Annotated in this window: 24 protein-coding genes and 2 pseudogenes; 6 read left to right on the forward strand and 20 right to left on the reverse strand. The window is 61.9% G+C overall.

Features of this window, described 5'->3' with window-relative positions; genetic code table 11:
* Window positions 1-64: 64 nt before the first annotated feature.
* The gene (locus tag E4Q08_RS24990) at window positions 65-361 is read left to right on the forward strand and encodes a DUF6399 domain-containing protein (RefSeq protein ID WP_211203408.1); all 297 of its coding nucleotides are present in this window, start codon (window positions 65-67) and stop codon (window positions 359-361) included.
* Here E4Q08_RS24990 and E4Q08_RS17650 read toward each other — a convergent pair.
* The 9 genes from E4Q08_RS17650 to E4Q08_RS17685 form a co-directional block, all read right to left on the reverse strand.
* A complete protein-coding gene (locus E4Q08_RS17650; RefSeq protein ID WP_169071324.1) occupies window positions 341-1,030 on the reverse strand; it encodes an AAA family ATPase in 690 nt (229 codons plus the stop codon). The genes E4Q08_RS24990 and E4Q08_RS17650 overlap by 21 nt on opposite strands.
* A 3-nt stretch (window positions 1,031-1,033) precedes the next feature.
* On the reverse strand, window positions 1,034-2,449 hold the full coding sequence (locus E4Q08_RS17655; RefSeq protein WP_169071325.1) for a restriction endonuclease subunit S: 1,416 nt from the start codon (window positions 2,447-2,449) through the stop codon (window positions 1,034-1,036).
* On the reverse strand, window positions 2,446-3,585 hold the full coding sequence (locus tag E4Q08_RS17660; RefSeq protein ID WP_169071326.1) for a PDDEXK nuclease domain-containing protein: 1,140 nt from the start codon (window positions 3,583-3,585) through the stop codon (window positions 2,446-2,448). Before E4Q08_RS17660 ends, E4Q08_RS17655 begins: the two co-directional genes overlap by 4 nt.
* Window positions 3,582-5,885 carry a type I restriction-modification system subunit M gene (locus tag E4Q08_RS17665; protein ID WP_169071327.1) on the reverse strand — a complete coding sequence of 768 codons (2,304 nt, stop codon included), beginning with the start codon at window positions 5,883-5,885 and terminating at the stop codon, window positions 3,582-3,584. Before E4Q08_RS17665 ends, E4Q08_RS17660 begins: the two co-directional genes overlap by 4 nt.
* Window positions 5,886-6,113: 228 nt before the next feature.
* Window positions 6,114-6,245, reverse strand: a complete 132-nt coding sequence (locus E4Q08_RS25490; protein WP_256436002.1) for a hypothetical protein — start codon at window positions 6,243-6,245, stop codon at window positions 6,114-6,116.
* An 86-nt stretch (window positions 6,246-6,331) separates the two neighbouring features.
* Window positions 6,332-6,661 (reverse strand): type II toxin-antitoxin system YafQ family toxin, encoded by a 330-nt coding sequence (locus E4Q08_RS17670; protein ID WP_034915882.1) that lies wholly within the window; start codon window positions 6,659-6,661, stop codon window positions 6,332-6,334.
* On the reverse strand, window positions 6,633-6,911 hold the full coding sequence (locus E4Q08_RS17675; protein WP_211203477.1) for a type II toxin-antitoxin system RelB/DinJ family antitoxin: 279 nt from the start codon (window positions 6,909-6,911) through the stop codon (window positions 6,633-6,635). Before E4Q08_RS17675 ends, E4Q08_RS17670 begins: the two co-directional genes overlap by 29 nt.
* Before the next feature lie 59 nt (window positions 6,912-6,970).
* Complete coding sequence (locus E4Q08_RS17680; protein ID WP_169071328.1) at window positions 6,971-7,480, reverse strand: hypothetical protein; 510 nt, start codon at window positions 7,478-7,480, stop codon at window positions 6,971-6,973.
* Complete coding sequence (locus tag E4Q08_RS17685; RefSeq protein WP_169071329.1) at window positions 7,477-8,028, reverse strand: nitrogen fixation protein NifQ; 552 nt, start codon at window positions 8,026-8,028, stop codon at window positions 7,477-7,479. Before E4Q08_RS17685 ends, E4Q08_RS17680 begins: the two co-directional genes overlap by 4 nt.
* Before the next feature lie 273 nt (window positions 8,029-8,301).
* Here E4Q08_RS17685 and nifE point away from each other — a divergent pair, with 273 nt between their 5' ends.
* Complete coding sequence (nifE, locus tag E4Q08_RS17690; RefSeq protein WP_248594985.1) at window positions 8,302-9,522, forward strand: nitrogenase iron-molybdenum cofactor biosynthesis protein NifE; 1,221 nt, start codon at window positions 8,302-8,304, stop codon at window positions 9,520-9,522.
* On the opposite strand, the pseudogene E4Q08_RS17695 reads toward nifE, so the two are convergent.
* The 3 genes and pseudogenes from E4Q08_RS17695 to E4Q08_RS17705 all read right to left on the reverse strand — a co-directional run.
* Window positions 9,414-9,758, reverse strand: a pseudogene (locus E4Q08_RS17695) (type II toxin-antitoxin system VapC family toxin); the annotation flags it as partial. The gene nifE and the pseudogene E4Q08_RS17695 sit on opposite strands and share 109 nt — an antisense overlap.
* 3 nt (window positions 9,759-9,761) lie before the next feature.
* Entirely contained in the window at window positions 9,762-9,995 is a 234-nt protein-coding gene (gene vapB, locus E4Q08_RS17700; protein ID WP_169071330.1) for a type II toxin-antitoxin system VapB family antitoxin, read from the reverse strand.
* Between the two features lie 140 nt (window positions 9,996-10,135).
* On the reverse strand, window positions 10,136-10,288 hold the full coding sequence (locus E4Q08_RS17705; protein WP_169071331.1) for a hypothetical protein: 153 nt from the start codon (window positions 10,286-10,288) through the stop codon (window positions 10,136-10,138).
* 2 nt (window positions 10,289-10,290) lie between these two features.
* Here E4Q08_RS17705 and E4Q08_RS17710 point away from each other — a divergent pair, with 2 nt between their 5' ends.
* Window positions 10,291-11,085: a transposase gene (locus E4Q08_RS17710; protein ID WP_169071332.1), complete on the forward strand. Its 795-nt coding sequence runs from the start codon at window positions 10,291-10,293 to the stop codon at window positions 11,083-11,085.
* Between the two features lie 315 nt (window positions 11,086-11,400).
* Here E4Q08_RS17710 and E4Q08_RS17715 read toward each other — a convergent pair whose 3' ends face one another.
* The 3 genes from E4Q08_RS17715 to E4Q08_RS17725 form a co-directional block, all read right to left on the reverse strand.
* A complete protein-coding gene (locus E4Q08_RS17715) occupies window positions 11,401-11,628 on the reverse strand; it encodes a hypothetical protein (protein ID WP_169071333.1) in 228 nt (75 codons plus the stop codon).
* A 187-nt stretch (window positions 11,629-11,815) separates the two neighbouring features.
* Window positions 11,816-12,220, reverse strand: coding sequence for a type II toxin-antitoxin system death-on-curing family toxin (locus E4Q08_RS17720; RefSeq protein ID WP_034916807.1), 405 nt, complete (start codon window positions 12,218-12,220; stop codon window positions 11,816-11,818).
* Window positions 12,217-12,444 carry an AbrB/MazE/SpoVT family DNA-binding domain-containing protein gene (locus E4Q08_RS17725; protein ID WP_034916808.1) on the reverse strand — a complete coding sequence of 76 codons (228 nt, stop codon included), beginning with the start codon at window positions 12,442-12,444 and terminating at the stop codon, window positions 12,217-12,219. Before E4Q08_RS17725 ends, E4Q08_RS17720 begins: the two co-directional genes overlap by 4 nt.
* 145 nt (window positions 12,445-12,589) lie before the next feature.
* Here E4Q08_RS17725 and E4Q08_RS17730 point away from each other — a divergent pair.
* Window positions 12,590-12,886 (forward strand): annotated as a pseudogene (locus E4Q08_RS17730) (DUF815 domain-containing protein); the annotation flags it as partial.
* A 28-nt stretch (window positions 12,887-12,914) separates the two neighbouring features.
* A complete protein-coding gene (locus E4Q08_RS17735; protein ID WP_169071335.1) occupies window positions 12,915-13,862 on the forward strand; it encodes a Nudix family hydrolase in 948 nt (315 codons plus the stop codon).
* Between the two features lies 1 nt (window position 13,863).
* Here the strand turns inward: E4Q08_RS17735 and glgX are convergent, their stop codons facing one another.
* The 5 genes from glgX to E4Q08_RS17760 form a co-directional block, all read right to left on the reverse strand.
* Window positions 13,864-15,897, reverse strand: coding sequence for a glycogen debranching protein GlgX (gene glgX, locus E4Q08_RS17740; RefSeq protein ID WP_372703793.1), 2,034 nt, complete (start codon window positions 15,895-15,897; stop codon window positions 13,864-13,866).
* The gene (gene glgB, locus E4Q08_RS17745) at window positions 15,894-18,077 is read right to left on the reverse strand and encodes a 1,4-alpha-glucan branching protein GlgB (RefSeq protein ID WP_169071337.1); all 2,184 of its coding nucleotides are present in this window, start codon (window positions 18,075-18,077) and stop codon (window positions 15,894-15,896) included. Before glgB ends, glgX begins: the two co-directional genes overlap by 4 nt.
* Before the next feature lie 11 nt (window positions 18,078-18,088).
* Window positions 18,089-20,539, reverse strand: a complete 2,451-nt coding sequence (locus tag E4Q08_RS17750; RefSeq protein ID WP_034912941.1) for a glycogen/starch/alpha-glucan phosphorylase — start codon at window positions 20,537-20,539, stop codon at window positions 18,089-18,091.
* A gap of 22 nt (window positions 20,540-20,561) precedes the next feature.
* Window positions 20,562-21,527, reverse strand: a complete 966-nt coding sequence (gene glk, locus E4Q08_RS17755; RefSeq protein WP_169071338.1) for a glucokinase — start codon at window positions 21,525-21,527, stop codon at window positions 20,562-20,564.
* A gap of 444 nt (window positions 21,528-21,971) precedes the next feature.
* Window positions 21,972-22,739, reverse strand: a complete 768-nt coding sequence (locus E4Q08_RS17760; RefSeq protein ID WP_034912933.1) for a glycoside hydrolase family 19 protein — start codon at window positions 22,737-22,739, stop codon at window positions 21,972-21,974.
* An 84-nt stretch (window positions 22,740-22,823) separates the two neighbouring features.
* Between E4Q08_RS17760 and E4Q08_RS17765 the strand changes: the two genes are divergently transcribed.
* The gene (locus tag E4Q08_RS17765) at window positions 22,824-24,233 is read left to right on the forward strand and encodes an FAD-binding oxidoreductase (protein WP_308240165.1); all 1,410 of its coding nucleotides are present in this window, start codon (window positions 22,824-22,826) and stop codon (window positions 24,231-24,233) included.
* The last annotated feature ends 10 nt before the right edge of the window (window positions 24,234-24,243 follow it).

Consider the following 24,243-nt stretch of genomic DNA (forward strand, 5'->3'; position numbering starts at 1 on the left):
GACCCGTTCCATTCGGGATTCTCCGAGAGTGAGTTGCAGCGCTGGCTAGAATGGGGGGGAATGGATGGTGCGACAGTTCCATCGCAGCTCCTCCGCCGTCGAAGGGCGCAATGGCCGCTTGTCCCAGTTGTATCATAACGGGCGAGGTCTGACGAAATGCCGCCTGGCTGCGCTAACGGTTATCCACAACTATGGGGTGAGACGTAGTGACGGCACTATCGCAGCCGAACGTCTGTTTAGCACCTCTTTCCCTGATCTTTTCGATTGGCTGCTCAACCAGATGGGGGAACTTCCCTTACCGAGGAAGTCCCGCCACCGGGTTGTGCATAACCCATTGAAGTTAGAGATTGTCCCGGCTTAAGTGGGAAGCCGAGAAATCTTCTTCGAGCACGTCGTTGCGATTGTCGGATCTTTGCGGTTCGCGGAATACTGCATTCCGCCCAAACGCCCATTCCCGGTAGATGCGCACGCGCTCGTAGTTTTGGGCCAGCCAGGCCAGTTCCGGATAGGCTTCGGGGTCGCGCCGTTGTGCCAGGATCGAGCGATCCGCTTCGATCGACGCCCTGGTCAGACCACGTTTGCCATGGCCACTTGTATTGACGACCGGCTGGCCGTGCTGGTAGCGGTAAAAGAAGTCAACGTCTGGCTGCCCCGCCTGCGGGCGCGCTCGCTCCACACGCTCGTCCTCAAGGGAAAATGCCTGCGCCACCGAACGGAACGAGAGCAGATGGCGCAGCGGTATCGAGTCTTTGGCGTCTCTCACGACGCAATCGACCGACGCCGGCTCTTTCGTCCCGCCCTTCCATATCCATTCCCCGACGCCGCCTCCCTTTCGAGTCACCTCCCGAAGTTCCTTCGGAGCCGAACGTATCAGGCTGATCGCTTCAAAAAGATTCGACTTGCCGCTGCCGTTGGGACCAATGAGGAGATTCAGCGCCTGGAGTTCAATGCCAGGATTGTCAGTGCCGAAAGACAGAAAATTTCTTGGCGCCAGATGGCGGATCAAAATGCAGTTGCTCGGGTCGGGCATGGTTCAAGTCTCCTCAGCGTCAACTTCATCCAGATTGCCAGCGTCGTTGAGCATTTCGCCAACGACTTCTGCAGATATGTCAGGCGCAACTTCGTCGGGCAGGCGCGTCGCCGCCTCGCGCACGTCGAGCTTGCCGGTCACGACGTCGGCGACGAGGCGAGTGCGGTATTCGCGGAGCAGGTCGATTTCGCGTTCGAGGCGATCTATCACCACCTCAATCGGATGGGTTTCGGCCCCAATACGCTCGACGACTGCTTCCTGCTCTCGCTTCGGGGGCAACGCCAGATAGTAGTTTCTTATCGTAGAGATGTTCACGTGGGGCGCGGTTGCGCCCATCACATCCTGAAGGGCCTGCCCGTATGTGGATCGACTATTCAACAGCCACATTACAAACTTGCTGCAGTGTTCGGTCGCAATCCTGAAGACCATCATGCGCTGTGATATGCACAATTGGGCGGCCGCCGGTACGCACGCCGCGATTCCGAAACGTTCGCCCTCTCTTGAATAGAGAATATCTCCTTCTTGAGGTTGTAGTCGCGTCGTCCAACGCGCGTAGTCGCGTGAAGAGACCTTCTTCGCTTGGTCGACAAGAACAACCCCAGCGACAATATCGGCAGTTCGGATCGCCGGATGCGTGCCGGCGTCTGAATACCTCGGCGTCGCATGGAGGCAGTCTACGATATTCAGGGCTACAAACTTCAGCCGCCATACCCGCCAATGCTGCGGAATGTCGCCGAGCCAGGGGATGCCGGAGGGTTTGAGGGGGACGGAGGGGTCGAGGCCGCGGGTGACGGCGCGGTGGATGATGGCCTGCTTCTGCTCGTTGAGCAGCGCGATCACCTTCCGCTTCGCCCGGATTGCCCGCTCCAACCGCCCGTTCGCCCAGTCCAAAAACCGCACGATCGCCGCCTGCTCTGCGGGTGGTGGGAGCGCGACGGGCATCCGCTTGAAGTGCGAGAAGTCCAAGCCCTGGCGAAGTCCCGAGCCGTAGCCGTAAATGGCCTTGCTCATATCCCAGACGTTGAGGAACTGAAAACCAAAGTCGGGACTGACACCTGTGTTCACTCGCAAGGCTAAGTAGGCTGATGTGATGATGCCACGATCGCGGACCATTCCTACACGGAGGCTGGTATGGTCATTCTGAAGATCGGTGGTGCGAAGGACGATGTCGCCCGGATTGACGATCTGATAGGTTTCGAACGATTCAGGTACTAGGCCGTGGAGTTTCTCCGCAGGCTTGATGACGATGCGACCATAGCTGAGAGAAAGCACGGTCTTCTCCTTCATGCCGTGGTTGCGTTCGCGATTGGGCACGAAAGCACCAAACGCGGGCCGGTTTTCCCAATGGCTCGGCACCTTCCCGAGCCACGGCAACCCGGACTCCTTGTACTCCGCATACGGCCTGAGGTCGGCGATCATGGATCCCCCACCACCGCTCGCCGGGCGGCGCTCTCGCGGGCGTGCTCGATCGCCTGGTGCAGCCGCGCACGCAGCAAAGGCAGCGGCGGCAACTCCGTCAGGTACTCGCTGACGCGGATCGATTTGGCATCGAGCTGCAGCAATTCCACCTGCTCGGCGTCTGCGGACGCGCACAGGATGAGTCCGATCGGGGCTTCCTCGCCGGGAGCGCGTTCGTGCTTGTCCAGCCAGCGCAGGTACAGTTCCATCTGCCCGACATGGCCCGGCTGGAAGGATTCCAGCTTCAGTTCGACGGCGATCAGCCGGCGCAGATGACGGTGGAAGAAAAGCAGGTCGAGATGAAAATCGTCCCTGCCGACGCTGATGCGCTTTTGCCGGGCGACGAAGGCGAAGCCGCTGCCCAGTTCCAGCAACACCCCCTCGATCTCGCGCAGGATGGCGCTCTCGAGGTCGCGTTCGCTGTAGGCGCCCTTGAGTCCCAGCAGGTCGAGCAGGTAGGGATCGCGAAAGACGATGTCGGGGCTCATCTGCCCGTCGCGAAGTCTGCCGATCTCCGCCGCGATGACGTCTTGCGGCTTCTTCGACAGCGCGGTGCGCTCGAACAACAGGCCGCCGATCTTCTGGCGCAGCGTGCGCACGTCCCAACGCTCGATGCGGCACATCTCCGCGTAAAAATCGCGGGCCAGCGGATCCTTGAGCGGCAACAGCTCGACGAAATGGCTCCAGCTCAATTGTGTCGACAGCGTCGACACAATCTCCTGGTTCGTGAAACCCTGACAGAACTGAATGGCGCGATAGAGCGAGCGGAGGGTAAAGGCCTGCCCGAATTCGACGGTCAATTCGCGTGACACGGTCGCGAGAATGCGTTTTCCGTACGGCGCCCGCTCATCCTGAAGACTCTCGGCGAGGAGTCGACGCCCGAGATGCCAGTACAGCAGCGTCGTGGTCGAATTCGCAACTGTGGCAATCCGCTGGCGGGCGGACTGGATCAGTTCTCTCAAGTCAGTGAGGAGCGCCGCCTCATCCACGACGACAGGCACCTGTGCCCTGGCGGTATGCCCGGCGTGCTCTTGCCTCCCGGTCTGTAGCGCAGAGGGCTTGAGTTCCTGGGGCAAAGTAGTGGACTTCTTCTTCATCGCTGACCGACCCTGAGCAGACCATCCAGCAAGCCCTCGGCCTCCTTCTCGATGGCCAGGATGTCGGCGCTGATCTCTTCGAGCGTGCGCAGCGGCGGCGGCTTGTAGAAGTGGCGCGTGAAGCTGATCTCGTAGCCGATCTTGGTGGCGTCGTCCCTGATCCACGCGTCGGGCGTGTACGGCAGCACCTCGCGGCGGATGAAGGCTTCGATGCCGCCGTCTTCGAGCAGCGGCACCTGCTCGGTATCGCGCAGGTCGGCATCGGGCTCGTACTCGACGATGGCGGGCCTGCCATCCACGCTCACCGCGTAGAGGCCGCGCAGCGGCTCGGCCCTGACCTTGCCGGGCTTGTGCACCCTGGAGATGACCGGCGGTGCGCTCTCGACGCGCCAGCTCACGGCTTTGAGGATCTGCTTGAGGTCGGCGGCGGCGAGTTTGATCCCGGCCGTCTTCAGCGCGGCGTCCACGCGGTCGCGGAAGACGTTGTGATCGTCGAAGAGCGCCTCGCCCAGCAGCACGCGCAGCCGGGTAGCCACGTCGACCAGGCGGCCGTCGCGTTCCCAGGTCCTGGCGTCGAGCAGCTTCTTCTTCTGTCGCTCGGGCAGGCCCCTCTTCGTGCCGCCTTCGTCGTCTTCGCCTTCGGGGTCGTCGCTGCTGCCCCAGTCGGCGAGGCGCTTCTCGAGCGCGACGGAAACCGCCGAGAAACGGCTGAACAGGTCGTCGCCGAACTCTTCGTAGAGCGCGGCGCGCAGGTCCTCGTCGCCGGAGTTGAAGCGCAGCGTTTCGATGGCCTTGAGCGAAAGCTGGCTGTGCAGGCGCAGCGGGCGCTCGACGGTGACCTTCCAGTAGCCGAAAGCGGCATTCGGGAAGATCTTCGACTCGGGCGTCTCCGCGAAGTCGAGGAAGCAGCGGCTGATGCGCTCGATGTCCTCAAGCGAGAGTTCGCAGTTCTTCTTGCCGAGGTTTTTGCGCAGCGGCTTGAACCACTGGCTGGCGTCAATGAGCTGCACCCGGCCCTGGCGGTGCGCAGGCTTGCGGTTGGACAGCACCCAGATGTAGGTGGCGATGCCGGTGTTGTAGAAGAGGTTGAGCGGCAGCGCGACGATGGCTTCGAGCCAGTCGTTCTCGATCAGCCAGCGGCGGATGTTGCTCTCGCCCTGGCCGGCATCGCCGGTGAACAGCGAACTGCCGTTATGCACCTCGGCGATGCGGCTGCCGAGGGCCGACTGGCCGTTCATCTTGGATGCCATGTTGGCGAGGAAGAGCATTTGCCCGTCGCTCGAACGCGTGACGAGCGACAGCTCCTCGCCCTGGTGCATGACCTTGAAGCGCGGGTCGCGCATGCCGTCCTTGCCGCCCATGGCTTCCAGGTCCTTCTTCCAGCTCTTGCCGTAGGGCAGGTTGGCGAGCATGAAATCGAACTCGCGGGCGGGGAAGGCGTCGTGCGCCAGCGTGGACCACTCGGCGCCGCCGACGATGTGCTCGGCGCTCTCGCCTTCGCCCTTCAGCAGCATGTCGGCCTTGCAGACGGCGTAGGTCTCGGGGTTGATCTCCTGGCCGTAGAGCAGGCACCTGACCTGCTGGCTGCGCGCGGCGGCGATCGCCGTCAGCGTCTCCTCGGCGACGGTGAGCATGCCGCCGGTGCCGCAGGCGCAATCGTAGAGCAGGTAGGTGCCGGACCGGATCGCGGACTCGATCGGCCGGAACACCAGATTCGCCATCAGGCGAACCGCGTCGCGCGGCGTCCAGTGCTCGCCCGCTTCTTCGTTGTTCTCCTCATTGAACTTGCGCACCAGTTCCTCGAAGACCGTTCCCATCGAGTGGTTGTCGATGCCGGCCGGCGAGAGGTCGATGTCGGGGTCGAGGAACTTGTTGATCAGCGTGCCGATGGCGTCAGCCCTCGACAGCGTCTGCAACTGGTTGCGGAATTTGAAGTTTTCGAGGATGTCCTGGACGTTGGGCGAGAAGCCGTTGAGGTAGTCCTCAAAGTCCGCCAGAAGCTGTTGCTGGCTTCCTCTGGACTTGAGATCACGCAGGGTGAACTTCGATGTGTTGTAGAACGCTTGACCCGCAGCATCACACAGCGCGGCGCGTTGCTCGGTGATATGCGCCTCGTCGAGCATTCTCTTGGTGGCGAGCACCTGCTCCTTGGCCGGCTCAAGCACCGCGTCCATGCGCCGGATGACGCACATCGGCAGGATCACGTCCGGGTACTTGCCGCGCTTGAAAAGATCGCGCAGGACGTCGTCAGCGATGCCCCAGATGAAGGAGACGATTTTGTTGTGCGTTGCCTGAGCCACTTTTGGGGCGCTCCTTGCATGTAACTGCGCAGCATATCATGGGCGACACGGTTGATCCCCTCGCCCCGTCCCAATCGCGGGAGCGGAATGGCCGCTCAAGTTTGCACACCGGCCATGCAGCATCGAAAGTCCGCCTCGTATCATGGGTCGGCTTCTGGCCGATTGTACTCATAGAGTATCGTTGCCGATAGCGGCCGCACACCGAAATCTCGTTGTCGCACAAGACCTTCAAGGCAGCAGCGCCAGCGCCAGATGGTCTTCGGCGGCATGGGCGATCACCGTCGCGGGCAGCAGGTTCATGATGCTCACGTCGTCGTGACGGCTGCACGCGATGTGCTCGCCGATGGCTTCGAAGGCCAACTTACTGGCCGGCACTGCAAGTCGACAGACAGAAGTGCATCGGCGCTTGCCCGTAAGCAAAACTACCGCACAGCCGACACGCTATTTCAATCGAACAACTCGGCGTGCGTGCCCGCACGCACAAAAACGACCAGACCGGTCTTGCCGCTGTCGTCGAGCTTGTAGGTGAGCAGGAAATCGCCACCAATATGGCATTCCCTGTGGCCTTCCCAATGACCGAGCAAGGGATGATCCTGCCATTCCGGTCCCAGGGGTGCCGTATTGGCAATCAAGAGAAGCATGGCCTCCTTGAGCCGATTCATGTCGTAACGGCCAGCCCTGGACAAGCGTTCCCAGTCTTTCAGAAAGGTCTTCGCATAGTCTGCCGCACGCGGCAACAGCGCGCGTTTACTCGCGGCTGTTCTTTTCGAGGTCATCAAACTGTTCGGTGGCCGTAGCAAAGCGTGCGCGGTGCGTGTGGGCAATTTCGTCGGCTTCGGCCATCGCACTGCACGTTTCGGCATTCGGTAGCTTGAGCGCGAACGGGAGTTGTTTCTCGGCCGCCACGCGGGTCAGAAACACGCGCACCGCGTCGGAAAGCGACAGTCCCATCGCGGCCAGCGTTTCCGTAGCCTGCGCCTTGATTTCTTCGCTCACGCGAACATGCACCATTGTCGTAGCAGCCATCATCGCCTCCGTCAATCAGTGAGATAGTGTCTGAACGAAAAGTCTAAAAAACGCCTTTACTACAAATGCTTAGGAACGTTCAAAAAAACAACCTGCGGAAATTCATTGCTGGACTGGGAAAACGGTGGGATTCCATTGATCAGCTTTCGCAAATTGTTATTGAAACGTTCCTTAGGTGCTACTTTACAAAACGAAGATTTTGGCATTTGAAGTTCATATGCATAAATATGACGAAGTTTGAGCCGTTTAACCCCAAATATCTCTAGTGCATAAAATATTCGTTTCTGAAAAACCCACTCAAAGCCTTGCGCGGCAAGGCTCTTGGAATTTCCGTTCAGACACGAGATACATTGTATTGCAATTGACCGCCCAGCGTAGCACGAAGCTGCCGCGGCTCGCGTTGGATCGCTGGATCGACCGAGCGACAGGGTGTTCGCCGAATGCAAAAGCCGCTCGGACGGCTCAGGCTGCTCATCCCGAAGCAATGCAGGTCGCCTCGCCACTGAACCGGGCATGACGCGTGCTGAACGCCTGCTACCCGACGGTAGCAAGAAAATAACCAGCATCATGGCGAGCCATCCTCGGGCCCGAAACACAGCGCACGATCGCAGCACTCGGCGCAATGCGGTGCCTTGCAGATCGGTACCCCGGCGCGCTCGCAGAGTTGCCGGTAGAAGAACTTCTTCCATTTCATGTCGCCGCTGTTCTTCGCCGCCAGGCCGGGGAAGTTCTCGCGCAGCAAATCCGACAAGGCCTGGCGGTTGGGCAGACCCATGTCCTGCCAGAGATGCTTCTCTCCCATCGCCGCCGTGGCGATCGCATGACACAGCCAGGCACCCGCCTCGTCGGGTCGGGCACGGGATTCCAGGAGCAGTTCGACGAGGTCGTGAAACTCGTCGTCGCCAGGTTCCGGGGCCGGAACACCGACAGCGGGTTCCCACACCGTGCCAGGGAAATACGTCGCCAGCAAAGCCCGCAGGCGATCTTCCGACAAGCCTCGCAGCAGCGGCTGGCGGCATGCTGCCAGAGACTGGCCAATGACGCCGACGAACGCGAGTGTGCACAGGTCTTGCTTGTGCGGCGTAGGCGGCCACGGATTCTTGGTCGGATCGAGCATATGGGATTTCCCGGCAGCAGATACACCACCCTACGCAAGAGCCGTGCCCATACGCTGGTGATGGCGCGTGCATCCCTGGAAAAGCGCTACCCATGCGGCTCTGCGGCCAGTCGTGGAGCAGCCGCGTAGCGGCAACTCTCCTGCCTCCTGACCATGTCGCAATGTCTCAATGTCGCAAACCCGACAATCGCACCCTCGCTGCAGTCATGCAGAATCAATCACTTGGCGCTGGCACGCGGATTGCACTAGCACAGTCAACCAAGGACCGATGCCATGAAGACTGCCGAAATCGCCGAGTTGCTGAACGAGCCCGCCTGTGCGCACAACAAGAACGAGAAATCCGGTTGTGCCCGGACCAAGCCGGGCGCGACGGCCGGCGGCTGTTCGTTTGACGGCGCACAGATCGCTCTGCTGCCGATTGCCGATGTCGCGCACATCGTGCACGGGCCGATCGCCTGTGCCGGCGCTTCCTGGGACAACCGCGGCGCGCGCTCTTCAGGCCCGACACTCTATCGAACAGGCATGACCACCGACCTCACCGAACAGGACGTGATCATGGGTCGCGGCGAAAAACGCCTGTTTCATGCCATCAAGCAGGCCATCGACGACTACTCGCCGAAAGCGGTATTCCTCTACTCGACCTGCGTGCCGGCCTTGATCGGCGACGATCTCGAAGCCGTCGCCAGGGCAGCCAGCGAGCGCTGGGGGGTGCCGGTGGTGCCGGTCGATTGCGCCGGCTTCTACGGCACCAAGAATCTGGGCAACCGCATTGCCGGCGAGGCCATGTTCAAGTACGTGATCGGCACCCGCGAGCCCGAGCCGGTACCCGCTGCGGCGCAGCGGCCGGGAATCCGCGTGCATGACGTGAACCTGATCGGCGAATACAACATCGCCGGCGAATTCTGGTATCTCGCGCCACTGTTCGACGAACTCGGCCTGCGCATTCTCTGCACGCTCTCGGGCGACGCACGCTTCCACGAGGTGCAGACCATGCACCGGGCGGAAGCGTCGATGGTGGTCTGCGCCAAGGCGCTGCTCAATGTGGCGCGCAAACTCGAAGGCGAATTCGGCGTACCCTTCTTCGAAGGCAGTTTCTACGGCATCACCGACACCTCGCAGGCCTTCCGCGACTTTGCGAGGCTGTTGGCCGACCCCGCTCTGAGCGCGCGCACCGAAGCCATGATCGCTCGCGAGGAAGCCAGGATTCGCGCCGCGCTCGAGCCCTGGCGGGCGCGCCTGGCGGGCAGGCGCGTGCTGCTGTACACCGGCGGCGTCAAGAGCTGGTCGGTGGTCTCGGCACTGCAGGATCTGGGCATGACGGTCGTCGCCACCGGCACCAACAAGTCGACCGAGGAAGACAAGGCGCGCATCCGCGAGATCATGGGCGACGAAACGCGGATGATCACCGACGGCAGCCCGAAAGCCGCAATATGCAGGTCGTTGACGCCGATGGGCTGGCCCAGCTTTTCCAGGGCGGCGCGGATGCTGCCGTAGTGGTAGGCCTCCCGCTCGCCATAGGGCAGGACGCTCAGGCGGCTGCAGAAATCCTCGACCACGGAAAGGTTGCGGGCGGGGTCGCTGCTTTTCTCGGCACCATGGACCAGCTCGGCGAGGGTGATGGCTGAGACGGCCAGGCGGCCGTAATGGCGGTTGAAGGACGCCAAAGCCTCGATCGGACGCCGCTTGACGACGTAGATGACGATGTTGGTATCGAGCAGGTGGGTCAGCACGGGTTAAAGGCATTCCCGATCCGGCTGCTCCTGGATGGCCCGTTCCGGCAGAAAATCGTCGGTCACGGTTTTTTCGCCCAGGAAAAAACTGTCCCACGCCGCTTCGGCGGGGGCAATGATGCGCTCCTGGCCGACGGCCCGCACATCGACCTTCTTGATTGAATCCGGAAAGCGCAGCTCGGCGGGCAGGCGAACCGCCTGGGTGCGATTGTTGGTGAAGACGGTGCTGGCAGGCATGGCTGGCTTCCGAAATGCTATATACACGAACAATATACATTATTCAGGGCCAAGGTCAAGATTCAAACACTGAATTTGCGGCGGTGTAGCCTTCCCTCTCTCAAGAAACACACTCCAAGTGACTGATTAAAGGCATGTTTTTAAGCGGCGTCGGGAATTGGAACGAGTTTCAGGCCGAGTTTCTGGGCGCGCCGGGCAAGGTGATGCATGGCGCGCTGGCGGTACCGCTCCTCGTAGTAATCCTGTCTCTTGTCCGTGTATTTCTCGCCCTTGGTCAGCAGCGTGTGGATCAAGCGTGCCAGCTGAGTATTTCCACTGCCTCGTCATCGAGGGTGTCTTCGAGGCGGACGCCTCGGGGGCGGCGACGTTTCACGAAAGCCGTGCCCCCGACCAGAAGTGGCTCAACGAAGTGCAGGCCAAGGTCCGCCGTCGTCTGCTGCGCGCGCTGGCCCGGCGCGGTGTGCTTGAGCCGGAAGACGCCGAAACGATGGCGAACTGGGAGCACGGGGGCGGCTTCTCGCTCGACGCCGGCGTGCGCCTCGAAGGGGCCGACCGCCAGGGCCTGGAACGGCTGTTGCGTTATTGCGCTCGACCTGCCTTTGGGCTGGAGCGCTTGCGTGAAATCGACGCCGAACACCGGGTCTATGAGAGCGTCAAGCCGGGTCCCGGCGGCAGCGTTCGCTGGATGCTCACGCCGCTCGAACGGTTCGAGCGTCTGGCGGCGCTGATTCCACCCCCGCGCCGTCATCGGCATCGGTACTACGGCGTACTGCGCCCAACGCACCGCTACGCGCACAGGTCACCGCGCTTGTCGGCGTGCCAGAGAGTCCGACCGCGCCGCTTCTTACAGCGACTGAGACGGAGACTGAGCCAATCGCGGCGCAAATCACCGCCCCAGGCGCGTCGTCCGACAGCGAGGAGCAGGCAAAGGAAGCGCTCCTGTGTCGCGCGGCCCGCTACGCCTGGGCGTTGCTGCTCGCGCGGATCGATGAGGTCTTTCCGCTCGTCTGCCCACGCTGTGGCGGCGAGAGGCGAATCATCGCCTTCCTCACCGACGCCTGCGCCGTGCGCGAGATCCTCTCGCACTTAGGCGAGCCGACGTCACCGCCGCCGATCGCGCCGGCCCGGGGCCCGCCGCTGTGGGAGATCACCGATGCCGAGCAGGGCGAGTTCGGCCCGCCCGCTCAACCGGCACCGGACGACCCATTCGATCAGCGCATCGCCTGGGAAAGGCCGCACGAAGACGATCCGATCGGGCTCGTCAGGGAGCGCTTGCACCATGGGTTGCCGCGGCGGCCTAGTCAGCCACCGCGGCGACCCATGGCCATCATGGCCATCCTGATGCTGCGGTTCTGGCGAGGTTTTCAGGCTCCGTCGGCACGCTTTCCCCGAATCACGACTGCTGTCAGGGCCTATCAGAGCCTGGAACACTGGCGGAAGTGGCGTTGGATATCCTATCCTTGCGAAGCGTCTTTCCGCTCACGCCCGCGAGCCGCTCGATCTCTTGATGGGCAAGACCTTGGCTTTTCAGCCACAAGGCTTCCATCTTGCGCCGCACATGGGGATGCGGATGGTGAAAGCGCTCGTGTGCCAAGACTCGCGCCTCTGCTTGCGAAAATGTCAATTTCAACATGGCCGCACGTCCCAAGAAGAAGTCATGCCCCCAATTCTACATCCCAGGAGACACGACAGTTAAAGTCGTTTATGACCGAGCTTGGTATAACGATCTCTTGCTGTGCGCCGCGAAACGCGGGGTGGCCGAAGACGGTGGTGAGCAAGGTGATTGCGCGGGTGCTGCCGGTGGTCATGGGCGGTCCCGTCTACTGCGAGGGAATCAGTGCGCGCAATCGGTCCGTAGTCTGCGTGCGATCCAATTGGGAGGAGGCGACATCCAGCAGCAACGCTTCCCACGCATCACTGTCGGGCGCGGGTTCGATGCCGTTTAGACGCAGAAACACGATGGCGGAGGCCATCGCAACACGCTTGTTTCCGTCGTTAAACGGATGATTGCGGCAGAGGTAAAAAAGATAAGCCGCCGCGACCTCGATCAAGTCAGCGAATGGCGAAGCGCCAAACGCGGTAGCTTGCGGCGCGGCAATCGCGGATTGCAGCAAGCCTGCATCGCGCACCCCCGCCAAGCCGCCGAACGCAGCGACGACTTGGTTGTGAATTTCGCAAACATCGGCTAGAGCAAGGTGGATGCAATCATCCGGCGTGTTGCTCACGCCAGCTTCCGCAGGGTTTTGGCGTAATCCTTGACGGTTTGGCGGATGGTGTTGTTCATCACCTCCGCGGGCGCGGCGTTGCGTATGGGCGTAATGACCACGGCGCCGCCGTCATGCACGGTCACGTTCACCTGATCCCCAGCTTTGAGGCCGGTAAGTTCGCACAGCGCGGTGTCAAGGATCAAGCCTTGTGAGTTTCCGACTTTGGTGATGGTTTTGAGCATGGTCAGCCCCTATAAAACAATGTTTAACGCAGGTATTCTACGATAGTTGTCGAACCCGCACAACGTAACATAACTATTTGTTTTTAAAAACGGTTATGTGGATCGAGCAAGCTATGCCGCCTGCCGCGGCAGACGCAACGCCGCGTCCGAGCGCTTCGGTCTGTGGATTTCCTTCTATCCATTCGACCAGGAGGCCTATCTCAAGATCGTGGCGCATTGGCTGCAGTCCTTTGGCTGCGCCCGCGACGAGATCGTTCGTGCCGAGCGCGATGCGCTCAACTGGGCGCTCGAACGCGGTTCGCGCAGCGGACGCGTCGCCTGGCAGTTCGCCAGGGACTGGGCCGGCCGGCAACTCGCTGTGCCGGATCGCCAGAGGCGACCGCGCAGCGCGCCGTCCACCTCGCCAACGACCGCGCGCAAGCGCTCGCGGAATGTCGCTTGAGCCGCCGCAGGGGGCGATTAAGCGCCCGATGACCCAGGTGACCGAAGTGGCGGCGGCAGTGATGCTGCGCGGCGATCCGGCGGCGCCCGAGTTTCTGCTGGCGCAACGTCCGCCCGGAAAGGTTTATGCCGGCTACTGGGAATTTCCGGGCGGCAAGATCGAGCCTGGCGAGACGGCGCGCGCGGCGCTGGTTCGTGAACTGCAAGAAGAACTCGGCATCACCGTCGAGCAAGCCTGGCCATGGGTCTGTTGCGAATTCAGCTATCCACACGCGACGGTTCGCCTGCGCTTCTTTCGCGTCAACACCTGGCACGGCGAACTGGCGGCGATCGAGCACAGCAACCTGGTCTGGTTGCCGGCCGGTGCGGCGGCGAGCGTCGCACCGATCCTGCCGGCCAACGCTCCAATCCTGCGCGCGCTGGCGCTGCCGTCGCTATACGCACTGAGCAATGCCGAGGAGTATGGCGTGGCGGCCGAACTGGCGCGGCTGCAGAACGCGCTGTCGAACGGACTGCGCCTGTTCCAGGTGCGCGACAAAACGCTGCCGCCAACGCAGCGGCACGCTTTTGCGCGCCAGGTCGTGGCGCTGGCGGCCAGGCATGCGCAGGTGGTGGTGCTGATCAACGACGACCAGGAACTCGCCCGTACGGTCGGCGCCGGGGGAGTGCACCTCTCGTCGCAGCAGCTCTGGCAGATCGAACGGCGCCCGGATTTCGCTCGCGTCGCCGCCTCGTGTCACGGCGCTGCCGACCTGGCACGCGCCGCCGGACTGGGACTGGACTTCGTCGTCCTCGGCCCCTTGCTGCCGACGGCCAGCCACCCCGGAACAGCCGGCATCGGTTGGTCAGCGTTCGCGCAGCTCGTCGAACGCTCGTCGTTACCGGTCTATGCGCTGGGCGGCTTGCAGCCCGAGATGCTCGAAACCGCGAGGAGCCGCGGCGGACACGGCATCGCGCTGCTGCGCGGCTGGCGGTAGATCAGTGGTAAAAGTCGCGCCAGCGAATCAAGAACGGCTGAGAATCTGCACGCTGCGCGCCGCCACGGGGGGTGCTGATCTCGCGCATGTGGGGAGCAAAGGGGGCCTGCGTGCTGCTGTCGCAGATCTGCTGCCAGACCCCTGCCGGCAGCAGGAAGGAAGCCTGGTTGTCGTCGCGGTTGATCAGGCATAGCAAGGTTTCGCCATCCTGTGCTTTGCCCACGGCTGGCCGGTCGGGGGCGAGTTGCAGACCGAAGGTGCCCAGTTTTTTCGACTCCCAGTCGGCGTGGCGCATCGGTCTGCCCGCAGGATGCCACCAGACCACATCGGGCTGCCCGTCGACCATCGCTTCGCCGGTCAGCCAGCGGTGTTGCCGCAATTGCGGGAAACGCCGGCGCAAGTCGATCAGCCCGGCGACAAAATCGATCAACTCGGCATCGGCGTTCTTCCAGTCGAGCCAGGTCATTGCATTGTCCTGGCAATAGGCGTTGTTGTTGCCGGCCTGTGTGCGTCCGATTTCGTCGCCACTCTGCAGCATCGGCACGCCCTGAGACAGCATCAGCGTGGCGAGGAGCGTGCGCTGCAGGCGCCGGCGCCTTTCGAGCACTACCGGATCAGTGCTTACGCCTTCCTCGCCGCAGTTCCACGCGTGGTTATGGCCGTGTCCGTCGCGATTCTCCTCGCCATTCAATTCATTGTGTTTCTTTTGATAGCTGACGAGATCGCGCAGGGTGAAACCGTCATGCGCGGTGATGAAATTGATTCCCGCCTGGGGCGCACGTCCGCTGCTACCGAAGACTTCTCGTGAGCCAGCGAGCCGTTGTGCCAGTTGTCCGGCGCCTGCCTCATGCGTCAGCCAGAATGCGCGTACGTCGTCGCGGAAGCGATCGTTCCATTCGCTCCAGCCCGGCAGAAAGCGGCCGAGGTGATAACCGTCCGGTCCGATGTCCCAGGGCTCGGCGATCAGCTTGACGCGCTGCAGCAAAGGATCCTGCCGGAGTGCGGCAAGAAACGCGCTGTCGCGTGTCAGCGTGGCTGCGAGGTCAAAGCGGAAGCCGTCAACGTGCATGACGCCGACCCAGTAGCGCAGCGCATCCATGACCATTTGCAGAACGCGTGGATGGGCGAGATTCAGGGTGTTACCGCAGCCCGTGAAATTTTCGTAGCGGTTGAGATGGTCGGGCGGCAGGCGGTAATAGCTCGAGTTGTCGATGCCGCGAAACGACAGGATCGGGCCCGCTTCGTCGGATTCGGCGGTATGGTTGAAGACCACGTCGAGAATGACTTCGAGGTGGGCGGCGTGCAAGGAACGGACCATCGTCTTGAATTCGGCAATCACCGACTGCCCACCGATCCGCGCTGCATAGCGCGGCTCGGGCGCGAAGAAAGCGAGCGAGTTGTAGCCCCAGTAATTGACAAGACCCTTTTCATCCAGGTGTCTCTCGTCGAGAAAGTGGCACACCGGCAGCAGGTTGATGGCAGTGACTCCGAGTCGCTGGAAATGCTCGATCATCGCCGGCGTGGCAAGACCGGCGTAGGTGCCGCGCAGAACCTCGGGAACGCCGGGGTGTTGCCGGCTGCTTCCCTTGACATGCGCTTCGTAAAGAACCGTGCTTGCCAGGGGTATCAGGGGTGGGGCGTCGTCGCCCCAGTCAAATCGTTCGTCGACGACACAAGCCGCCAGGCAGTCCGCCGGGTCATGATGCTTCCGCCAGGAAAAGCGGCCGACCACTTCGCGCGCGTAGGGATCGAGCAACAGGCGCCGGTGATCGAAACGCTGGCCGCGCTTGGGCGCATCCGGGCCATGCACCCGGTAGGCATAGCGCAGTCCGGGTTCAGCGCCGGCCAGGTAGCCATGCCAGACCTGGTCGGTACATTCGCGCAGCGGTAGCGTGCGCATTCGCTCGCCGTCGAAGACACACAACTCGACGCGCTCGGCGTGCGCTGAAAAGAGGGCGAAGTTGACGCCGTGTCCGTCCCAACAGGCGCCGAGCGGCCACGGCCGCCCGGCTTCGAGATCGGCGCGGTCGCTCACGCGATCCATTCGAGGTACAGCGCGGCGAGTGGCGGCAGCGTCAGATTCACCGACCATTCGCGGCCGTGCGCCGGCACCTGCTCGGCATATACCGGATCGAAGCCATTGCCAACGTTGCTGCCGCCGTAATACTCGGAGTCGGTGTTGATCCGTTCGAGATACCTCCCCGGCATCGGTACGCCGATCCGGTAGCCATGCCGAACGACCGGCGTGAAGTTGCCGACGTAGAGGATGGCACGGGAACGATCGCGCGACCAGCGGACGAAGGCGACCACCGAACACTCGGCATCGTCGGCGGCCATCCATTCGAAACCGGCCGGCTCGAAATCGACCTGGTGCAGTGCTGGATTGTTGCGGTAGATGCCGTTGAGATCGCGGATGAGATTGCGTATGCCGGCGTGCAGCGGAAAGTCGAGCAGCCCCCAGTCGAGCGAACGATCGTGATTCCACTCGTTCCACTGGCCGATCTCACCGCCCATGAACAACAGTTTCTTGCCCGGATGCGCCCACATGTAACCGTACAATGCACGCAGGTTGGCGAACTTCTGCCAGTAGTCGCCGGCCATCTTGCTGATCAGCGAGCCCTTGCCGTGCACCACTTCATCGTGCGACAGCGGCAGGATGAAGTTTTCGGTGTAGGCGTACATCATTCCGAAGCTGAGCTGATTGTGGTGATAGCGGCGATGCACCGGGTCCTTGGTCATGTAGTCGAGAACGTCGTGCATCCAGCCCATGTTCCATTTGTAGTGGAAGCCGAGTCCACCCATCGAGGGGGGACGGCTGACCATCGGCCAGGCGGTCGATTCCTCGGCGTAGGTGGAAGCGCTCGGGTGCTCCTGGCCAAGAACCTCATTCATGCGGCGCAGGAAAGCGACGGCCTCGAGGTTCTCGCGGCCGCCATGCACGTTCGGCAGCCATTGCCCCTCTTCGCGGCTGTAGTCGCGGTAGAGCATCGAGGCGACGGCATCCACGCGCAGGCCGTCGACGCCGTAGCGTTCGATCCAGAAGAGCGCGTTGCCGATCAGGTAGTTGCTGACTTCGCGGCGGCCAAAGTTGTAGATCAGGGTGCCCCAGTCCTGATGCATGCCCTCGCGTGGATCGGCATGCTCGTACAGCGCGGTGCCGTCGAAGCGGCCGAGACCGTGTTCGTCGGTCGGGAAATGCGCCGGCACCCAGTCGACGATCACGCGCAGTCCAGCGTCATGGCAGGAATGGACGAAGTTGCGGAAACCGGTCGGGTCGCCATGGCGGGCAGTGGGGGAGTACAGCCCCAGCGGCTGGTAGCCCCAGGAGCCATCGAAGGGGTGCTCGGAAATCGGCAGCAATTCGAGATGCGTGAAGCCGAGGTCGACCACATAAGGGATCAGGGTTTCGCTCAGCCGCCGCCAGTCCGGAAAGCCGCCATCGTCAGCCCGCCGCCAGGAGGCCAGATGCACCTCGTAGACCGACAACGGTGCGCCCAGTTCGTCTCCGGCCGCTGCCGGCGCGGGTTCCACGGGTTCGGGCAGGGCGCAGACCATCGACGCCGTCGACGGACGCATCTCGGCCTGAAAGCCGTAGGGGTCGGATTTGAGCGGCAGCAGATAGCCATCGCGCGCGCGAATTTCGTATTTGTAGTGCGCGCCGGCGCCTACTCCCGGCAGAAAGATTTCCCAGACCCCGCATTCCCGGCGCAGGCGCATCGGGTGGCGACGGCCGTCCCAGGTATTGAAATCGCCGACGACACTGACCCGTTGCGCGTCCGGTGCCCAGACCGCGAAGACCGTTCCGGCCACACCATCGATTTCGCACAGATGCGCACCGAGACGTTCGAAGGGCCGCAGGTGTGAGCCTTCGGCCAGCAGCCAGACGTCCATTTCTCCGAGCACCGTCGGGAAGCGATATGGGTCATCGGTTTCCTGGACCCCTTCTTTCCAGACGATCCGCAGGCGGTAGGGAAAACTGCCGCGACGGCGTGGCATCAGCCCTTCGAAGAAGCCTTCGACTTCCTCGATCTCGATGTGCTTCAGTTCAGCAACCTGCTTTCCGGTCTTGGCATCAAGGACGGTCACCGAGAGCGCTCCCGGTTGCAGACTGCGAACCCATAGCCCTCCGTCGGCGTCGGTGTGCATTCCGAGGACCGCATAAGGGTCACCGTGTTCTGCCCGGCAAAGGGCGATGATCTCAGCATGGTCAAGCATTTTCGACTTCCTTACTTATGTGTGTGAATCTTCCAGGTATCGTTGGCATAGTCAGCGATCGTTCGATCAGCCGAGAAGGGACCCATCCCGGCGACGTTGAGAATTGCTTTGCGCTGCCACTCGGCAGGCGTCAGATAGAGGGCATCGACGCGCGCCTGTGTGGCGATATAGTCCGCATAGTCGGCGAGCAACAGATAGTAATCCCCATAGTGAACCAGGCAGTTGAAAATGTCATGGTAGCGCGAGCGTTCGCCGGGGGAGAAAAAGCCGCTATCGATCCGGTCGAGCGCCTCCTTGAGGCCGGCATCATTCCGGTAAAGATCCGTCGGCTGATAGCCGGCCTGCCGGATGGCGCTGACCTGTGCCGTGTTGTTGCCGAAAATGAAAATGTTCTCGGCACCGACGTTGTCGCGAATCTCGATGTTGGCGCCATCCTCGGTGCCGATGGTCAGTGCGCCGTTGAGCGAGAGTTTCATGTTGCCGGTGCCCGAGGCCTCGGTGCCGGCCGTCGAAATCTGTTCGGAGAGATTGGCCGCCGGCATGATCAGTTCGGCAACGGAAACGCCATAATTGGGGATGAAGACGACCTGCAGCAGATCACGGGAGCGCGGATCGTTGTTGACCACCGCAGCGACGTCGTGAATCAGCCGGATCACCTGTTTGGCCATGTGATACGACGACGCCGCCTTGCCGGCGAAAATCACGCTGCGTGGTGCACACCCTTCGGTCATGCCGTTGAGAATCGCGTTATAGCGGGTGATCACGTGCAGCACGTTGAGCAACTGCCGCTTGTATTCGTGGATGCGTTTGACCTGCACGTCGAACAGGCTGTCGGGATTCAGGGTGACACCGACTTCACGGGCGACGTAGTTGGCCAGGCGTTGCTTGTTGCCGCGTTTGGCTTCTGCGAAGGCATTTCGGAAACCTGCATCGTCAGCGCTTGCCCGTAAATCGTGCAGGCGGTCCAGATGCAGGCGCCAGTCCCGGTTGCCAAGACGTTCGTCGAGCAGGGTGGATAGGGCAGGATTGGCTTGTGCCAGCCAGCGGCGTGGCGTGACGCCGTTGGTCTTGTTATGGAAGCGTTCGGGGTAGAGGCGGGCAAAGTCGGCAAAAATGGTCTGCACCATCAGGTCCGAGTGCAACTGCGAAACGCCATTGACCCGGTGACTGCCGACGATGCACAGGTTCGCCATGCGCACGCGCTTGTCCTTGTCATGGCCACCGCCGTCGTCGATCATCGAGACGCGCCGCATCAGGTCGATGTCTCCGGGGTAGAGACGAACCACTTCATCGAGAAATTCCTGGTTGATGCGGTAGATGATCAGCATATGGCGCGGCAACACGCGCTGCATCAGAGTCACCTTCCAGGTTTCCAGGGCCTCCGGCATCAGGGTGTGATTGGTGTAGGAGAAAATGCGTCGGCATTGATCCCAGGCGGTGGCCCAGGCCATCCCGTGCTCGTCGACCAGGAGACGCATCAACTCGGCAACGCTGATCGCCGGGTGGGTATCGTTGAGATGGATGGCCACCTGCTCGGCCAGATTGCAGAAGCTGCCGTGCTCGGCCAGATGGCGAACCAGGATGTCCTGCAGCGATGCGGAAACGAAAAAGTATTCCTGGCGCAGACGCAGTTCGCGACCAGCCGAAGTGCTGTCATTCGGGTAGAGGACCCAGGAGATGTTCTCGAAACGATTCTTGAACTCAGCGGCGCGCTGGTAGTCGCCGGTATTGAAGGCCCCGAGGTCGATATGCGACGGCGCTGCCGCTTTCCACAAGCGCAAGGTGCTGACCCGCTCGGTGCCGTGACCGGGGATGACGTAGTCGAAAGCCTTGGCTTCCACGGCATCGGCGGCATGCCATTCCGCCCATTCTCCGTGATGTTCGGCATAGCCTCCGAAGCGCACGGTATAATGCTTGTTGGCGCGCGGGAACTCCCATGGCGAACGATCCTGCAGCCAGGCTTCCGGCTGCTCGACCTGCTGGCCGTTGATAATCGACTGCGCAAACATGCCGTATTCATAGCGGACGCCATAGCCCCAGGAGGGCAGTCCCAGGGTGGCCATCGAATCGAGAAAGCAGGCCGCCAGCCTGCCCAGACCACCGTTGCCGAGCGCCGCGTCAGGCTCGCATTCGATCACCTCGTCGAGCGACGGGCCGGGTGGTGCGAACAACGCCGCTGCCGGATCACGCAGATCGAGTGCCGCTAGGGCATTGTTCATCGCGCGGCCGATCAGGAATTCCATCGACAGGTAATAGACGCGTCGTGCCTTGTTATTGCGATCGGTGTTCTGCGTGTTGACCCAACGTTGCGCCAACTGCTCGCGCGCCACCTGCGAAAGTGCCTGATAGAGGTCGGCCGTGCTGGCTCTGGAGGGCTCGGCAGCAACGGTGGATAGCAGTTTGTGCTCGATTTCAGTGCGCAGTTTTTCGCTTTCTGGATCGGTTTGAGCGGCATCGGACATCAGGCGGATACTCCAGTAAAGTTCATGGGCAAGCTTCGCTGTCGGCCAGGGCATGGGCAGCACCAAGCAGGGCCGGCGTTGGAGAAAGCATTACATAGGTTGGAATTGCGGCCAGATAGGCAGCGAATCGCCCTTTGGCCTCGAAACGGGCGCGAAATGGTGAGTGATCAAATAATTCCCCTAGTCTTGGGATGATACCACCACCGACATACATGCCACCCTGGGCGCCGAGCGTCAGCGCAAGATTTCCCGCAACGGAGCCCAGCATTGCGCAGAAAGTGTCGATCACCGCCCGGCACTGGAGATCGTTGCCGGCGACGGCACGCGCGACGATTTCAGCTGTCGACAAGGGTTCACCGCGGCGGCCGTCGACTTCAGCAACCAGACGATGCAGCAAAGGCAGGCCGCTGCCGGAAAGCAGGCGCTCGGCAGAGACATGGTCAAACTCAAGTCGGGCGAGGGCAAGGATCGTCGACTCGCGTGCGTCGGCAGGGGACAGTGAACAATGGCCGCCTTCGCCGGTCAGCGCCAGCCAGTGGCCACGATCGAAAAGCACCCCCGAGACACCAAGGCCGGTTCCGGGTCCAAGCACTGCTTTGGGGGCCAACTCGATCGGCTCGCCGCCGCCGACCTGATGCAGATCGGCGGCGTCAAGTTGCGGCAGCGACAGGGCCAGGGCAGTGAAGTCGTTGAGCAGCAGCAGGCGATTCAGCCCGAGTCTCGCCTTGAGGTCGGCGCGCGCGAAGGTCCAGGCGCCATTGGTCAATCCGACCACTTCATCATGAACCGGGCCGGCCAGCGCGATCGCCGCCGCCTGCAAACCTGGGCAGCCGACTTCAGTGAGGTAGGCCTGAATCGCTTCTGCCGGTCCGGCGAAGTCGGCCACCGCGAGTATGCGTACCCGCTCCGGTGAGCCGGATTCGTCGAGCAGCGCGAAGCGGGCACGCGTGCCACCGATGTCGGCGACCAGCATTGCATACGGCGTCATGGCAGTGCCTGCTCAGAGTCAATAGAGGGGAAAGGATCGGTGATTCTCATGTGGTTGAACAATGATGATGCAGCTGAGCCTGTCGTTTCGATCAGGCGGCTGCTGCAGGTTGAAGATGAATGCCAGGTCGAAGAGATGAGCACGCCCCGAATCTTCGCACCAAATACGGTATTTTTCAAAGACCCGGCCAGCCTCTGCGGCTCTCTCCCCGGTACCGGCATCCGTTGTCCGGGAGTCTCTCCGGTCCACACGGGTTCTGTCAAGCCGGGACTGGCCGAATCAGCACGCCACAGCCATTGGGCAGGCATGGCTTTCGTTTCTTGCAGAGCAAGCATTCCCCCAGGGTTCTGCCCTAACCGGCTGTCGCAACAGCTCGGGCAGACCCGGGGCTTCCGGCCCAGCCGTCAGCCGCCCGCTCTGGTGCTTGTGGCGGAGAATAATGGATCAGAGCGTGGCGAGATAGCTCCTTGCCATTTCCGCGATCGCCTGCGCCTTGTCCAGTCCGTTGATGCAGCGGCGAGCATTGACGAAATCCGTTTTATGGATATCGACGTAATCCGAGAGCTTCCGCCCGGAGAATGTCCCGGTCTTGAATCCGTGCACCAGAACGAACAGGGCGACTTCAGGTTTTGAGGCCAATTGCGGGTGATTGACCAGATCCAGACCCAACAACTGAGCGTATTTTTCGTAGTTATTCTTCCAGGTCAGCTGTACATAACCGCGACCATAATAAGGATAATATCTTGACGAGGGAAGGTGTGTTCTGAGGTAGGTATCCGGGTCCTTGAGCCAGAATGCCTCGCTGACCGGCTGGAAGCGATGCGCCGTTTCGTGATCGACTGTCGCCAGCACGTAGGCGATCTGGGTCTTGATGCCGAGACCCTGGTTTGCGCACTCGCTTTTGATGGCGGCTATCGTGCCCTCCTTGGTGGAAAAGTCATGCTGGGCATCGATTGGCGTGACTTGATCAAGGATCCCTTGCAGCTTTGCAACATCTCCCGCGTCGATCGTGAGCGGATCGCCCAGCTTGAAATCTTCCACGCATTCGGCCCAGGCATTGCGGGTTTTCGGCCCATACAATCCGTCGATATCCCCCAAGGGATAGCCAAGCTTGGTCAAGGCAGTCTGCAGTTCGCCAAGCCTGTCCTCGTCCAGATCGTGGATCGGGATCGAAGAGCCTGCGGGAAGGGTGGTCAGTTTCGTGAGTTTCATATCGGTTCTCCCTCAACCTGTTTGCTGCAGTTAATATAGACGCATTCTTCCTCAATATCATCCCAATCCGACTGCAGGCCCTCCGTGAATCACGCGCATCTGATCAGAAGCCTGAGCGAACTGCTCGGCGCCGAGAATGTGCTGACTGCCGCTGATAGCATGACTGCGTACCTCGGCGACTGGCGGGGTCGCTATCGCGGTGCGGCGCTCTGCGTCGTGCGGCCAGCGACTACCGCGGCAGTGGCGGCGGTGGTCCGGGTCTGTGCCGAGGCCGGCGTGGCGATGGTGCCGCAGGGCGGCAATACCAGTCTTTGCGGGGCGGCGACGCCGGGGTCTGACGGCCGGTCGGTGCTGATCAGCCTTTCCCGGATGCGGCGCGTGCGCGCGATCGACACCCTCAACAACACCATCACCGTCGAGGCCGGTTGCGTACTGCAGACGGTGCAGGAGGCGGCAGCCGAGGCAGGTCGGCTGTTTCCGCTGTCACTGGCGGCCGAGGGCAGTTGTCAGCTCGGCGGCAATCTGTCTACCAACGCCGGCGGCGTACAGGTGCTCCGCTACGGCAACACCCGCGAGCTGACGCTGGGCCTTGAAGTGGTGCTGCCGAGCGGCGAAGTCTGGGATGGCCTGCGCGCCCTGCGCAAGGACAATACTGGTTACGACCTGAAGCATCTGTTCATCGGCGCCGAGGGAACGCTGGGGATTATCACCGCGGCGGTGTTGAAGCTCTTTCCGAAGCCGCGGTCGACCGCCACCGCCTGGCTGGCGATCGCTTCGCCGGCGCTGGCGGTGCGCTTGCTGGCCGAACTGCAGGCACAATTCGGCGCATCGTTGACCGCCTGCGAACTGGTCTCGGAGCAGGCACTCGATCTGGTCCGCAAACACCTGCCGGGAGCGCATCCCAGTGTGTCGGCAAGCCCCTGGCATTTGTTGATCGAACTTTCCGGCAGCAGCGATGAGGCGGCGCTACGCGAAGCGCTGACCTCCTTTCTCGCCGCTGCGCTCGACCAGCGCATGCTCGGCGATGCGCTGCTGGCGCAGAGCATCGAGCAGGCCCGCTGTCTGTGGGCATTGCGCGAGAATATCGGCGAAGCGCAGAAAATCGAAGGCCAGAGCATCAAGCACGATGTTTCTCTACCGATTTCGCGCCTTCCGGAGTTTGTCGAGCGCGCCGACCGGGCGCTTCTGCTGGCTTATCCGGAAATTCGCATCGTCACCTTCGGACACATCGGCGACGGCAATCTGCACTACAACCAGTCGACATCGGCAGCCGGTGAGAACGCGGCTTTCCTGGCTGCGCAGCCCGAAGTCAACCGGATCGTCCATGACCTGGTGCATGAACTCGGCGGCAGCATCAGCGCCGAACACGGCATCGGCCAGTTGAAGCGCGTCGAACTGCTGCGCTACAAGAGCCCGGTCGAAATCGAGATGATGCGGGCGATCAAGCGCACCCTCGATCCGCAGGGCTTGATGAATCCTGGCAAGGTGCTGTGAGTTCCATTGG

Source organism: Candidatus Accumulibacter contiguus, from assembly GCF_012940005.1.
Lineage (GTDB): Bacteria > Pseudomonadota > Gammaproteobacteria > Burkholderiales > Rhodocyclaceae > Accumulibacter > Accumulibacter contiguus.

What these genes read in the sequence shown, in the direction of transcription:
- E4Q08_RS17675 (WP_211203477.1), bottom strand. Translation starts at nt 6,911, where the DNA reads ATGGCTGCTACGACAATGGTGCATGTTCGCGTGAGCGAAGAAATCAAG.
- E4Q08_RS17670 (WP_034915882.1), bottom strand. Translation starts at nt 6,661, where the DNA reads ATGACCTCGAAAAGAACAGCCGCGAGTAAACGCGCGCTGTTGCCGCGT.
- E4Q08_RS17750 (WP_034912941.1), bottom strand. Translation starts at nt 20,539, where the DNA reads ATGTCCGATGCCGCTCAAACCGATCCAGAAAGCGAAAAACTGCGCACT.
- vapB (WP_169071330.1), bottom strand. Translation starts at nt 9,995, where the DNA reads ATGCCTGCCAGCACCGTCTTCACCAACAATCGCACCCAGGCGGTTCGC.
- E4Q08_RS17680 (WP_169071328.1), bottom strand. Translation starts at nt 7,480, where the DNA reads ATGATGCTGGTTATTTTCTTGCTACCGTCGGGTAGCAGGCGTTCAGCA.
- nifE (WP_248594985.1), top strand. Translation starts at nt 8,302, where the DNA reads ATGAAGACTGCCGAAATCGCCGAGTTGCTGAACGAGCCCGCCTGTGCG.
- E4Q08_RS17715 (WP_169071333.1), bottom strand. Translation starts at nt 11,628, where the DNA reads ATGTTGAAATTGACATTTTCGCAAGCAGAGGCGCGAGTCTTGGCACAC.
- glk (WP_169071338.1), bottom strand. Translation starts at nt 21,527, where the DNA reads ATGACGCCGTATGCAATGCTGGTCGCCGACATCGGTGGCACGCGTGCC.
- E4Q08_RS17660 (WP_169071326.1), bottom strand. Translation starts at nt 3,585, where the DNA reads ATGAAGAAGAAGTCCACTACTTTGCCCCAGGAACTCAAGCCCTCTGCG.
- E4Q08_RS17725 (WP_034916808.1), bottom strand. Translation starts at nt 12,444, where the DNA reads ATGCTCAAAACCATCACCAAAGTCGGAAACTCACAAGGCTTGATCCTT.
- E4Q08_RS17760 (WP_034912933.1), bottom strand. Translation starts at nt 22,739, where the DNA reads ATGAAACTCACGAAACTGACCACCCTTCCCGCAGGCTCTTCGATCCCG.
- E4Q08_RS24990 (WP_211203408.1), top strand. Translation starts at nt 65, where the DNA reads ATGGTGCGACAGTTCCATCGCAGCTCCTCCGCCGTCGAAGGGCGCAAT.
- glgB (WP_169071337.1), bottom strand. Translation starts at nt 18,077, where the DNA reads ATGCTTGACCATGCTGAGATCATCGCCCTTTGCCGGGCAGAACACGGT.
- E4Q08_RS17650 (WP_169071324.1), bottom strand. Translation starts at nt 1,030, where the DNA reads ATGCCCGACCCGAGCAACTGCATTTTGATCCGCCATCTGGCGCCAAGA.
- E4Q08_RS17655 (WP_169071325.1), bottom strand. Translation starts at nt 2,449, where the DNA reads ATGATCGCCGACCTCAGGCCGTATGCGGAGTACAAGGAGTCCGGGTTG.
- E4Q08_RS17735 (WP_169071335.1), top strand. Translation starts at nt 12,915, where the DNA reads ATGACCCAGGTGACCGAAGTGGCGGCGGCAGTGATGCTGCGCGGCGAT.
- E4Q08_RS17685 (WP_169071329.1), bottom strand. Translation starts at nt 8,028, where the DNA reads ATGCTCGATCCGACCAAGAATCCGTGGCCGCCTACGCCGCACAAGCAA.